The following is a 12,769-nucleotide window of genomic DNA, read 5'->3' as shown; positions in this document are numbered from 1 at the left end:
GGGGGCGGAGCCCCCTGGCGGGGTCGAAGGGGCAGAGCCCCTGGAGGACGGGACGGGCAGGGGCGGCGGGGGCGCTGCATCCATCAGCGGCTCCGCCGCGGGCCAACCGTTCCGCCACCCCATCCGCGGCCGAATCGACCGCGACGCCCCCCTCACCTTCACCTTCGACGGCACCGAATACCAGGGCTGCCGCGGCGACACCCTCGCCTCCGCCCTCCTCGCCAACGGCGTCATCCAGGCCGCCACCAGCATCAAGTTCGGCCGCCCCCGCGGCATCTTCTCGGCTGGCGTGGAGGAGCCCAACGCAGTCATCCAGATCGAAGCGCCTTTCCCCGAGCCGATGCTCCCCGCGACAACCGTCGAGCTCTACGACGGCCTGGTCGCGAGCAGCCTCCCCGGCCAGGGCCGCCTCGCCGCCGAACCGGACCCCGCCCGCTACGACGCCGTACACGCCCACTGCGACCTGCTGATCGTCGGCGCGGGCCCGGCCGGTCTCGCGGCCGCGGCGGCGGCAGCGAACAGCGGCGCCCGCGTCATCCTCGCCGACGACCAGCCGGAACTGGGCGGCAGCCTCCTGGGCACGGCCGAACACCTCGACTGGGTGCAGGAGATCACCGGTCGGCTCGACACCGCCCCCGAGGTCCGCGTCCTGCGCCGTACCACCGTCTTCGGCTACTACGACGACAACCACCTCCTCGCCGTCGAACGCCGCACCAACCACCTCGGCGCCGAGGCCCCCGAGAAAGTCTCCCGCGAACGCGTCTGGCGCATCCGCGCCCGCCGCGTCGTCCTCGCCACCGGCGCCCACGAGCGCTCGCTGGCCTTCGCGGACAACGACCGCCCCGGAGTGATGCTGGCCTCCTCGGCCCGCACGTACGTCAACCGCCACGGCGTCCTGCCCGGCCGCCACGCGGTGGTCTTCACCACCAACGACAGTGCCTACGCCGCGGCGCTGGACCTCACCACGGCGGGCCTGGCCATCACGGCGATCGTCGACACGCGCCCCGAACCGGGGGAGTGGGCGGAGCGCGCGAGGGCGGCCGGCATCGAAGTCCTGCCCGGCCACGCTGTCACCGGCACGGAGGGCGAGGCACGCCTCACCGCCGTGACCGTCGCCCCGTACGGGGAGTCCGCGGGGCAGCGGCAGTTCGCCGCCGACCTGCTGCTGGTCTCCGGCGGCTGGAACCCGGTGGCGCACCTGTTCAGCCAGTCGGGCGGCAAGCTGCGCCACGACGAGACGCTGGGCTCCTTCGTCCCCGACACCTGCCGCCAGGCGGTCGAGGTCGTGGGCAGTGCGAGCGGCGTCCTCGTCCCGGCCACGGTACTGGCACAGGGCGCGGCCGCCGGTGCCCGCGCCGTCGAGGCCGAGGGCTACACCCCCGAGTCGCCCCGCCTCCCGGCGGTGGCCGCACAGCCGCAGCCGACGCCCCCCATGCACGTGTACGTCGTCCCGGGCGCCTCGGACGCCCCCCGTTTCGTCGACCTCCAACGCGACGTCACCGTCGACGACCTGGCCCGCGCGACCGGCGCCGGCCTGCGCTCGGTCGAGCACACCAAGCGCTACACCACGGCCGGCACCGCCAATGACCAGGGCAAGACCTCCGGCGTCCTGGCCAGCGGCGTCGTGGCCGAACTGCTCGGCGTGGACATCTCGGCGCTCGGCACGACGACGTTCCGCCCGCCGTACACCCCGGTCTCCTTCGCCGCCCTCGCGGGCCGCGACCGGGGCGCGCTGAGCGATCCGATCCGCACGACGGCCATCCACGAGTGGCATGTCGCGCACGGCGCCCTGTTCGAGAACGTCGGCCAGTGGAAGCGCCCCTGGTACTACCCGCAGGACGGCGAGGACATGGAAGCCGCCGTGCTGCGCGAGTGCCGGGCGACCCGCGAGAGCGTGGGCTTCATGGACGCCTCCACCCTCGGCAAGATCGACGTACAGGGCCCGGACGCCGGCGTCTTCCTCGACCTGCTCTACACCAACATGATGAGCACCCTGAAGGTCGGCATGATCCGCTACGGCGTCATGTGCCGCCCGGACGGCATGGTCTTCGACGACGGCACGGTCATCCGCGTCGCCCAGGACCGCTTCCTGATCACCACGACGACGGGCAACGCCGCCGCCGTACTCGACTGGATGGAGGAGTGGCTCCAGACCGAGTGGCCCGAGCTGAAGGTCCACTGCACGTCCGTGACCGAGCAGTGGGCCACGGTCGCCCTGGTCGGTCCGAAGTCCCGCGAGGTGCTCGGCTCGCTCGCGCCCCAACTTGCCGTCGCCAACGACGACTTCCCGTTCATGGCATGGCGCGAGACGACCGTCGCGGACATCGAGGCCAGGGTGTGCCGGATCAGCTTCTCCGGAGAACTCGCCTACGAGATCAACGTGTCACCGTGGGAGGCCCTCGCCCTCTGGGAGGCCGTGTACGAGGCCGGCGCCCCGTACGGCATCACCCCGTACGGCACCGAGACCATGCACGTCCTGCGCGCCGAGAAGGGCTACCCGATCATCGGCCAGGACACCGACGGCACCGTCACTCCCCAGGACCTCGGCATGAGCTGGGTGGTGTCGAAGAAGAAGCCGGACTTCATCGGTAAGCGGTCCTACGCCCGTGCGGACACCGCCCGCCCCGACCGCAAGCACCTGGTCGGCCTCCTCCCCGAGGACCCGGGCACCTTCCTCCCGGAGGGCACCCACCTGGTCGCCGACGGTGTGCTGCCCGAGCCGCCCGTGCCGATGCTCGGCCACGTCACCTCCAGCTATCGCAGCGCGGCCCTCGGCCGGACCTTCGCGCTCGCCCTGATCAAGGGCGGCCGGGACCGCATCGGCGAGCGGCTGTACGCCCCCGTGGGCGGCCAACTGGTCCCGGTGACCGTCGCAAGCCCCGTCCTCTACGACCCCGAGGGAGCCCGCCGCGATGGCTGACAACGCCCTGACCGCCCCGCTCCGCAGCCCCCTGTCGCACGTCGCGAATCGCCTGGCCGCCGCGACACGCACGTCCGGGGGTGCGATCCGGCTGGCCGAACTCCCCTTCCTGGCCCAGATCAACGTGCGCCTCGACGCCAAGGGAGCGGCGGCGGAAGCCGTCGGGCTCGCACTGGACCTCCAACTGCCCCTCCAGCCGAACACCGTCGTACGCGCGGGGGAGTTGACCGCGCTGTGGCTCGGTCCGGACGAGTGGCTGCTGGTCGGACCGCCGGGGAGCGAACAGGACCTGGAGAGCCGGATCCGGGAGGCCGCGGAAGACGAGCCGGTCTCGGTCACCGACGTCTCCGCCCAGCGCACCACGCTCCTCGTGACGGGCCCCCGCGCCCACGACCTGCTGGCCCACGGCTGCGCGCTGGACCTGCATCCGCGGGCCTTCGGGTCCGGGCGCTGCGCCCAGACGACACTGGGCCGCACGCAGGTGGTCCTGGTCGCCCGGGACGAACCCAGGGCCGGATTCTGGGTGCTGGTCCGCTCGTCCTTCGCCGGCTATCTGGCGGAATGGTTGCTCGACGCGGCGACGGAGTACATCTGAGCGACCACGACGGGGTTGCCCCCCGTCGCCTCTGTGGGAGCTCCGCTGAAGGGCTCCCACAGGGCCTTCTGCATTACGTTTCGTGATTCGCATCGAAAGTCGGACCCCTGTGACCACCACGACCCACGCGACCACCGCTCCGCACCCGGGAACGCCGGAACTCCACCCGCACGGGCTTCCACGTTCCGGCCGGACGTTGGTCATGGGCGTGGTGAACGTCACCCCGGACTCGTTCTCCGACGGCGGGCTGTCGTTCGCGGCGGACGCGGCCGTCGCACACGGACTCGCCCTGCTCGCGCAGGGAGCGGACATCGTGGACGTGGGCGGTGAGTCGACCCGCCCCGGCGCGGCGCGCCCGCCGGTCGAGGAGGAGCTGCGACGCGTTCTGCCCGTCGTCCGGGAACTCGCCGCGGCGGGCGCGATCGTCAGTGTCGACACCATGCGGGCCGAGGTCGCCGCCCGCGTGCTGGACGCGGGTGCACGACTGATCAACGACGTCTCAGGGGGCCTCGCCGACCCCGCGATGCTGCCGCTGATGGCCCGGGCGGGCACGCCGTACGTTGTGATGCACTGGCGTGGACACGCCGCCGGCATGCAGGCGAACGCCGTCTACAACGACGTCGTCACCGACGTGCTCGACGAGCTCCGCCTGAGGATCGAGACCGCGCTGGAGGCGGGGATCCCGCCCGGCTGCCTGATCATCGACCCCGGGCTGGGCTTCGCCAAGGCGCCCGAGCACAACTGGGAGCTGCTGGGCCGTCTGGGGGAGGTCCGTGCACTGGGCCACCCCGTCCTCGTGGGCGCGTCACGCAAGTCGTTCCTGGGCCATTTGCTGGCGGACCGGACAACGGGACAACCGCGCCCAGCACGGCTGCGTGATGCCGCGACGACCGCCGTGTCCGTCCTCGCCGCCGCGCAGGGCGTCTGGTGCCTGCGGGTGCACGACGTCGCCTCGACGCTGGACGCGGTACGGGTGACGGCTCGCTGGGGCGTCGAGGCGGCAGCGTCAGCACGGTCGCCGCTGCGCTGAGCGCCCCTGTGGAGCCTCAGCCCAGATAGCCCATCCGGCGGCTGATCTCCTCCGCGCCCTTGATCAGTACCGGTGCGAACTCGTGGATGCGCTCCTCGGTGAAGCGGTACGCGGGGCCGGAGGCGCTGAGCGCGGCGATGACCTCGCCGTCGCGGGACCGGATCGGGGCCGCCATGGCGTGCAGGCCGATCTCGAATTCCTCCAGCGTCACCGCGTACCCACGCTCCCGCGTCTCGGCGAGGTTCTTCTCCAGCCTCGTACTGGCGGTCAGAGTGTGCGGCGTAAGCTTCTGCATCCCGGATGCCGCGAGCACGTCGGCGCGCTCCTTCTCCGGCAGGTGGGCCAGCAGGATCTTCCCGCTCGACGTGGCGTGCACCGGGGTGAGCTGCCCGACCCAGTTGTGGGTGCCGACCGCGCCCGGGCCGCGTACCTGGTAGAGGTTGACCGCGTAGTGCTCCTGCATGACCGCGATGTTGACTGTCTCGCCGATCTCCTCGCTGAGCTGCTCGCACACCGGCCTGCCCTGCTGGGTGATGTCGAGACGGCCCGTTACCGCGCCGGCCAGACGCACGATCCCGAAGCCCAGCCGGTACTTGCCCCGCTCGGCCGTCTGCTCGACCAGACCGCGCGCTTCCAGTGCCCCGAGCAGACGGAACGCGGTCGACTTGTGGACGTCGATCTCGGCGGCGACCTCGCTGACACCCGCCTCGCCACGCTGGGCCAGGATCTCCAGGACGCTGACGGCACGGTCGACGGACTGCACTCCGTTCACCGCGGGACCTGCTGTTTCGCTATCTGCGGTGTAGTTGCTCATAGCGCAACTATACGCAGTCGTGTCCGTGGGTCCCGCAGGGGCCGTGGAAGGCGACCCCCATGGCGGGATCCGGCCGCCCGCATGGTTGCACGGCCCGTCCCGTCAGCGGAAGACCACTGTGCAGTTCCCGTTGACCGGCACACGGCTCTCGCTGTGCCACTCGGCGGCGCGGGCGAGTACCTGGGCCTCGACATCGCGGACCGGCTCCCCGCGGCCCGCGACGGCCGGTGGGGAGCGACGCGACAGCCTGCGCGGGAGCGGTCTCGGGCGATCCTGGCCGTGTAGGGCACCGAATCAGGCGACATGCAGCCGGCCGGCCTCTCAGGGGCCGGCCGGCTGCATGTCTGTGGGTGTCCGGCGGACGACTTCCAGCGGGATGGCAAGTTCGCTCGGCCAACCCCTTGACAGTGGGTGTCCGCAGGGAGACAGTTTGGCCAGTCGTTGCTTATGGCGATGAAGGTTGCGCAATATGCAACGCGGCGGCTCGGCCTCGGTCCTCACCCGGGCCCCAGTGAAGTCCTCTCCCTCCCCTCGTCGATCGCGCCGGGGAGCGATCGACGTCCTCTCGCCATCCAGAACATCAGGCCGAAGATCGCATTCGGCCGTCCCCTCGACGAGGAGATCGACCGTGACACACGAGGTACGCGCCGTCGTCGCCTGGAAGAAAGGCGCACCGGTCTCGGTGGAGACCATCCTGGTGCCGAACCCCGGCCCCGGTGAGGCGCTGGTGCGGGTGCAGGCCTGCGGCGTCTGCCACACCGACCTGCACTACCGGGAGGGCGGGATCAACGACGAGTTCCCCTTCCTGCTCGGCCATGAGGCCGCAGGTGTCGTCGAGGCGGTCGGCGAGGGCGTCACCGAGGTGGCACCCGGCGACTTCGTCGTGCTCAACTGGCGCGCGGTCTGCGGCGGCCAGTGCCGGGCCTGCCGCAGGGGCAAACCGTGGTACTGCTTCGCCACCCACAACGCCACCCAGCCGATGACGCTGGCCGACGGCACCCCGCTCTCCCCGGCCCTCGGTATCGGTGCCTTCGCAGAGAAGACCCTGGTCGCCGCCGGCCAGTGCACCAGGGTGGACGCGACAGCATCGCCCGCGGCGGCGGGCCTGCTCGGCTGTGGCGTCATGGCCGGCTTCGGCGCCGCGGTCAACACCGGCGGCGTCGGCCGCGGCGACTCGATTGCCGTGATCGGCTGCGGCGGCGTGGGCATGGCCGCCATCGCAGGCGCCAAGGTCGCCGGCGCCGGCCGCATCATCGCCGTCGACGTCGACGAGCGGAAGCTGAGGTGGGCCGAGCAGTTCGGCGCCACCGACACCGTCGACTCCTCCAGGACCGACGCCGTCGAGGCGATCCGTGACCTCACCGGCGGCTTCGGCGCCGACGTCGTCGTGGACGCGGTGGGCCGTCCCGAGACCTTCAAGCAGGCCTTCTACGCCCGTGACTTGGCCGGCACCGCCGTCCTGGTGGGCGTACCCACCCCGGAGCTGACCCTCGACCTGCCCCTGCTGGACGTGTTCGGCCGCGGCGGGGCCCTGAAGTCCTCCTGGTACGGCGACTGCCTGCCCTCCCGGGACTTCCCCGCCCTGATCGACCTCTACCTCCAGGGCCGCTTCGACCTGGGCGACTTCGTCAGCGAGACGATCAGCCTGGACGACGTAGAGGCCGCTTTCGCCAAGATGCACCACGGCGAGGTCCTGCGCTCGGTGGTGGTCCTGTGACCACGCGAATCGAGCACCTCGTCACCTCCGGAACCTTCCAACTGGACGGCCGCAGCTGGGAGGTGGACAACAACGTCTGGCTGATCGGCAACGACGACGAGGTCCTCGTGATCGACGCCGCGCACGACGCCGAGGCGGTCGCCGCGGCCGTCGGCGACCGGCGCCTGGTCGCCATCGTGTGCACGCACTCACACAACGACCACGTGAACGCCGCTCCCGCCCTGGCCGCCCGCTACGGGGCGCCGATCCTGCTCCACCCGGCCGACGCGGTGCTGTGGAAGACGGTGAACGGCCCGCGGGTGCCCGACTACTGGGAGCTGATCGACGGGGAGGACCTGACCGTGGCCGGCATCGAACTGCGGGTGCTGCACACCCCCGGACACTCTCCGGGTTCCGTCTGCCTGTACGCGCCCGAGCTGGGAGCCCTGTTCTCCGGCGACACCCTCTTCCAGGGCGGTCCCGGAGCCACTGGCCGCTCCTTCTCCGACTTCGACAGCATCATCGCCTCCATCCGCGACCGGCTGCTCACGCTCCCCGCAGACACCACCGTCCACACCGGCCATGGCGCCACCACCTCGATCGGAGCCGAAGCGCCCCACCTCGACGACTGGATCGCCCGAGGCCACTGACCCGCCCGTCACAGCACACGAATCTGGAGGAAGACCATGGCGGCACAGCCGAAGGTGGTCATCATCGGCGCCGGCATCGTCGGGTGCGCACTCAGCGACGAACTGACCGCACGCGGCTGGACGGACGTCACCGTTCTGGAGCAGGGTCCGCTCTTCGCCACGGGCGGCTCCACCTCGCACGCCCCCGGTCTGGTGTTCCAGACCAACGGGTCCAAGACGATGACCGAGTTCGCCCGGTACACGGTGGAGAAGTACAGCGCGCTGACCCTGGACGGGCAGTGGTGCTTCAAGCAGGTCGGCGGGCTGGAGGTGGCCACCAGCCCCGAACGACTCGCGGAGATCCAGCGCCGGCACGGCTGGCTGACCTCCTGGGGAGTCGACAGCCGCCTGCTGACGCCCGAGGAGTCCGCCGCACTGCACCCCCTGCTGGACCCGGAGCGGATCCTCGGCGGCTTCCACATCCCCAGTGACGGCCTGGCCAAGGCGCTGCGGGCGAGCGAGGCGCAGGCCCGCCTGGCGACGGCCCGCGGAGCCCGGTTCCACGCCCACCACACCGTGACCGGGATCGAGACGACCGGAGACCGGGTCAGCGCGGTCGTCACGGACCAGGGGACCTTCCCGGCAGACATCGTGGTCTCCTGCGCCGGTTTCTGGGGACCGAAGATCGGCCGGATGGTCGGGCAGCCGGTGCCACTGGTGCCCATGGCCCACCAGTACGCCCGCACCACCGAGCTCCCGCTGCTCGCCGGGCGAAACGACGAGCGCACCGAGGCGTCCCTGCCGATCCTGCGCAACCAGGACGCAGGCCTGTACTACCGGGAACTCGTCGACCGGATCGGCATCGGCTCCTACGCCCACCGGCCCATGCCCGTCAGCCTGGACGACGTGGCGCACCCGCGTGACGCCGTGATGCCGTCCTCGCTGGAGTTCACCGAGGCCGACTTCGAGGGCGCCTGGGCCGACTCCCTCGCCCTGCTCCCGTCCCTGGCCGACGCGAAGATCGAGGAGGGCTTCAACGGCATCTTCTCCTTCACCTCCGACGGCATGCCGCTGATGGGCGAGTCGCCCAAGGTGCAGGGCTTCTGGCTCGCGGAGGCCGTGTGGGTCACCCACTCGGCCGGCGTGGCCAAGGCCATGGCCGAGTGGCTGGTCGACGGCCGGCCCGGCACCGACGTCCACGAGTGCGACGTCAACCGCTTCGAGGAGGTGCAGCTGGCGCCCTCCTACGTACACGAGCGCAGCTGCCAGAACTTCGTCGAGGTGTACGACATCCTGCACCCGTTGCAGCCCATGGAATCCCCGCGTCCCTTGCGGATCAGCCCCTTCCACTCCCGTCAGGAGGCCCTCGGCGCGGTCTTCCTGGAGGGCGGCGGCTGGGAACGCCCGCACTGGTACGAAGCCAACGCCGCCCTGCCTGAGGTGGCCCGCATCCCCGGCCGGGTCGCCTGGGCGTCCCGCTACTGGTCGCCGATCGCCGGCGCCGAGGCCCTCGTCACCCGCGAACGCGTGGCCCTGTACGACATGACACCGCTGAAGCGGCTGGAGGTCACGGGCCCCGAAGCGCTCTCCTTCCTCCAGAAGCTGACCACCAATCAGCTCGACAAGCCGGTCGGCTCGGTCACCTACACCCTGCTGCTCGACGCCGCTGGCGGCATCCGCAGCGACCTGACCATCGCCCGCCTAGAGGCCGAGCGCTTCCAGATCGGCGCCAACGGCAACCTCGACCTGGACTGGCTGCGCCGGCGCCTGCCCGGCGACGGCTCCGTGCAGGTACGCGACATCACCGCCGGCACCTGCTGCCTCGGCGTATGGGGCCCGCGCGCCCGCGACCTCGTGCAGCCGCTCACCGACACCGACTTCTCGCACCTGGGATTCGGCTACTTCAAGGCCAAGCAGGCCTACCTCGGCGACGTCCCGGTCACCGCGATGCGGCTGAGTTACGTGGGCGAGCTGGGCTGGGAGATCTACACGACGGCCGACCTCGGCGCCAGGCTCTGGGACACCCTGTGGGATGCCGGACAGGAGCTGGGGATCATCGCCGCCGGCCGCAGCGCCTTCAACAGCCTGCGCCTGGAGAAGGGGTACCGCTCGTGGGGCCATGACATGACCTCCGAGCACAACTCCTACGAGGCCGGTCTCGGCTTCGCCGTCCGCCGCAGCAAAGAGCACTTCACCGGCAAGGCCGCGCTGGAGGGCATCAGCGACGAGACGGTCACCCGCCGACTCACACCGCTGGTCATCGAGGACCAGCAGTCCGTGGTGATGGGGCATGAACCGGTGTACGTGGACGGCCGCCCGGTCGGCTATGTGACCAGCGCCGCCTACGGCTACACCATCGGCGCACCCATCGCCTACGCCTGGCTGCCCGCCGAACACGCCGCCCCCGGAACCCCGGTGGAGATCGAGTACTTCGGCGCCAAAGTCCCGGCCGTCACCGCCGCCGAGCCCCTGTTCGACCCCGAGATGTCCCGCATCCGCCGCTGAACCGGCCCCGAGCACCAGCGGAAGAACACTCTCATCGGCAAGATTCCCAGGAGATGGACACATGGCCTCTTCGTACGACGTGATCGTCGTCGGCCTGGGCGGGATGGGCAGCGCAGCCGCCTATCACCTCGCCGCCCGCGGTCAGCGAGTGCTCGGCCTGGAGCGCTTCGGCCCGGCCCACAACCTCGGCTCCAGCCACGGCGGATCACGGATCTACCGGCAGGCCTACTTCGAGGACCCGGCCTACGTGCCGCTGCTGCTGCGCGCCCACGAACTGTGGGGGAAGCTCGCCGCCGACTCCGGGCGCGAGGTCTTCACCGAAACCGGCGGTCTCATGATCGGCCGCGAGGACAGCGCGGCCTTCGCCGGCACCCTGCGCAGCGCCCACGAGTGGGGCCTGGACCACGAGGTCCTGGGCGCCGCCGACATCCGGCGCCGCTTCCCCACCTTCAACCCGGCGGCGGAAGACGTCGCCTTCTACGAGCGCAAGGCCGGCATCGCCCGGCCCGAGGCGACCGTCACGGCCCACCTGGAACTGGCCCGGGTCCACGGCGCCGATCTGCACTTCGCGGAGATGGTCCTCGGCTGGGAGGCCGACGGCCCGGGCGGCAGGGCCTGGGTGGTGACCGACCGCGGCGCCTACACCGCCGACCGGCTGGTCATCGCCCCCGGGGCCTGGGCGCCGAAGCTCCTGACCGACCTCGGCGTGAGCGTGACGGTGGAGCGTCAGGTCATGTACTGGTTCCAGCCCGAGGGCGGAACCGGCCTGTTCACCGCCGACCGGCACCCCGTCTACATCTGGGAGGCCCCGGACGGAACCCAGATCTACGGCTTCCCCTCGCTCGACGGCCCCGACGGCGGCGCCAAGGTCGCCTTCTTCCGCAAGGGCGTCCCCAGCGACCCCGACACCCTCGACCGCCGGATCCACCCGGACGAGATCGCGGCCATGGCCGAGTATCTGCGCCCGCGCATCCCCACCCTGCCCGGCCGCTTCCTCAAGGCCGCGGCCTGCATGTACGCCAACACCCCGGACGAGCACTTCGTCCTCGCCCGGCACCCCGAGCATCCGCAGGTGACGGTGGCCTGCGGATTCTCCGGCCACGGGTTCAAGTTCGTCCCCGTCATCGGCGAGATCCTCGCCGATCTGGCCACCGAAGGCACCACCGACCACCCCATTGCCCTGTTCGACCCCCGCCGCGTGCGCGTCTGACGTCTTCGAAGGTGACACGATGACCATCACGAATCTGCCGCCCAGCCTGATCCCCACGCTGTCCGGCGAGTACTACACCGACCCCGAGGTCTTCGCCCAGGAGCAGGAGCGGGTCTTCGAGGCCATGTGGTTCTGCGTGGCCCGCGCCGCCGAACTGGCCAAGCCCGGCGCCTTCCGCACCTACCAGGTCGGACGGGAGAACGTGCTGATCTCCCGCTCGCGGGACGGCTCGATCAAGGCGTTCCTCAACATCTGCCGGCACCGCGGGGCCAAGCTGTGCACCGAGGAGTCCGGCGAGGTCAAGCGCGCCTTCCAGTGCCCGTACCACGCCTGGACCTACGGCCTGGACGGCAAGCTGGTCGCCGCGCCGAACCTGACGTCGATGCCGGACATCGACCGGGTCGAGTACGGCCTGATCAACGTCCATGTGCGGGAGTGGCTCGGGTATGTGTGGGTGTGCCTGGCCGACAACCCGCCCTCCTTCGAGGCGGACGTGCTGGGCGCGGTCGTCGAGCGGCTCGGCAATCTCGAGTCGATCGAGCACTACGGCATCGAGAACCTCCAGGTGGGCCGCCGTATCACCTACGACGTGAAGGCCAACTGGAAACTCATCATCGAGAACTTCATGGAGTGCTACCACTGCGCCACGATCCACCCCGAACTCACCGAAGTCCTGCCGGAGTTCGCGGACGGTTACGCCGCCCAGTACTACGTGGGCCACGGTGCCGAGTTCGGCGAGGACGTCCACGGCTTCACCGTGGACGGCTCCGAGGGCCTGGACCGCATTCCCGGGGTCGCCGAGGACCAGGACCGCCGCTATTACGCCATCACCGTCCGGCCGCAGGTCTTCATCAACCTCGTCCCCGACCACGTGATCTTCCACCGGATGTACCCGATGGCCCACAACCGCACGATCGTCGAGTGCGACTGGCTGTATCTGCCGCACGTCGTCGAGAGCGGCCAGGACGTGGACCGTTCGGTGGAGCTGTTCCACCAGGTCAACCAGCAGGACTTCGACGCATGTGAGCGCACCCAGCCGGCGATGAGCTCGCGGGCGTACGCCGAGGGTGGGGTCCTGGTGCCCAGCGAGCACCACATCGGCGAATTCCACACCTGGCTGCAGAACAAGCTCGAGGTTCGGCCCACGCACTGACCCCTCCCCGCCCCAGTGCCGCCCGTCCACCTGCTGTTGCGGCCCCTCCGGCGGGTGGACGGGCCATGGGGCTTTCGGACGAGCCGACGCTGTAACCGTGAGCGCGCAGTTCCCTTTCACCCTCCCGTTGCAAAAAGCGCAACATCGAGCGTCATCGGAAATTGATATACGCCTCCTCCCTTGACAACGCCCGTACCCCGCCGAAAGCATGTTGCGT

9 protein-coding genes and 1 pseudogene are annotated in these 12,769 nt (G+C 70.7%); 8 read left to right on the top strand and 2 right to left on the bottom strand.

Annotated features, from left to right (window positions below; translation table 11 throughout):
- The 3 genes from ACTWQJ_RS11855 to folP all read left to right on the top strand — a co-directional run.
- Positions 1-2,920: 2Fe-2S iron-sulfur cluster-binding protein (locus ACTWQJ_RS11855; RefSeq protein ID WP_443306594.1), on the top strand; the 2,920-nt coding region annotated here is incomplete at its 5' end.
- The gene (locus tag ACTWQJ_RS11850; protein WP_443306593.1) at positions 2,913-3,515 is read left to right on the top strand and encodes a sarcosine oxidase subunit gamma; all 603 of its coding nucleotides are present in this window, start codon (positions 2,913-2,915) and stop codon (positions 3,513-3,515) included. The genes ACTWQJ_RS11855 and ACTWQJ_RS11850, both read left to right, overlap by 8 nt.
- A gap of 109 nt (positions 3,516-3,624) precedes the next feature.
- Positions 3,625-4,545, top strand: coding sequence for a dihydropteroate synthase (gene folP / locus ACTWQJ_RS11845; protein ID WP_443306592.1), 921 nt, complete (start codon positions 3,625-3,627; stop codon positions 4,543-4,545).
- A 16-nt stretch (positions 4,546-4,561) separates the two neighbouring features.
- On the opposite strand, the gene ACTWQJ_RS11840 is transcribed toward folP, so the two are convergent.
- Both ACTWQJ_RS11840 and purU read right to left on the bottom strand, forming a co-directional pair.
- Positions 4,562-5,359 carry an IclR family transcriptional regulator gene (locus ACTWQJ_RS11840; RefSeq protein WP_443306591.1) on the bottom strand — a complete coding sequence of 266 codons (798 nt, stop codon included), beginning with the start codon at positions 5,357-5,359 and terminating at the stop codon, positions 4,562-4,564.
- Between the two features lie 102 nt (positions 5,360-5,461).
- A pseudogene (purU, locus tag ACTWQJ_RS11835) lies at positions 5,462-5,557 on the bottom strand (formyltetrahydrofolate deformylase); the annotation flags it as partial.
- A 430-nt stretch (positions 5,558-5,987) separates the two neighbouring features.
- Here purU and ACTWQJ_RS11830 point away from each other — a divergent pair.
- From ACTWQJ_RS11830 to ACTWQJ_RS11810, 5 genes are all read left to right on the top strand, one after another.
- Entirely contained in the window at positions 5,988-7,076 is a 1,089-nt protein-coding gene (locus ACTWQJ_RS11830) for an S-(hydroxymethyl)mycothiol dehydrogenase (RefSeq protein WP_443306590.1), read from the top strand.
- On the top strand, positions 7,073-7,705 hold the full coding sequence (locus ACTWQJ_RS11825) for an MBL fold metallo-hydrolase (protein WP_443306589.1): 633 nt from the start codon (positions 7,073-7,075) through the stop codon (positions 7,703-7,705). Before ACTWQJ_RS11830 ends, ACTWQJ_RS11825 begins: the two co-directional genes overlap by 4 nt.
- A gap of 36 nt (positions 7,706-7,741) precedes the next feature.
- Positions 7,742-10,189, top strand: a complete 2,448-nt coding sequence (locus tag ACTWQJ_RS11820; RefSeq protein ID WP_443306588.1) for a GcvT family protein — start codon at positions 7,742-7,744, stop codon at positions 10,187-10,189.
- A gap of 61 nt (positions 10,190-10,250) precedes the next feature.
- Positions 10,251-11,399, top strand: a complete 1,149-nt coding sequence (solA, locus tag ACTWQJ_RS11815) for an N-methyl-L-tryptophan oxidase (RefSeq protein WP_443306587.1) — start codon at positions 10,251-10,253, stop codon at positions 11,397-11,399.
- 19 nt (positions 11,400-11,418) lie between these two features.
- Positions 11,419-12,552 carry an aromatic ring-hydroxylating oxygenase subunit alpha gene (locus tag ACTWQJ_RS11810; RefSeq protein WP_443306586.1) on the top strand — a complete coding sequence of 378 codons (1,134 nt, stop codon included), beginning with the start codon at positions 11,419-11,421 and terminating at the stop codon, positions 12,550-12,552.
- Positions 12,553-12,769: the final 217 nt, after the last annotated feature.

Origin of the sequence: Streptomyces sp. KR55 (genome assembly GCF_052245645.1) — a bacterium.
Lineage (GTDB): Bacteria > Actinomycetota > Actinomycetes > Streptomycetales > Streptomycetaceae > Streptomyces > Streptomyces flavusporus.
This window is presented reverse-complemented; position numbering and strand designations above follow the sequence as displayed.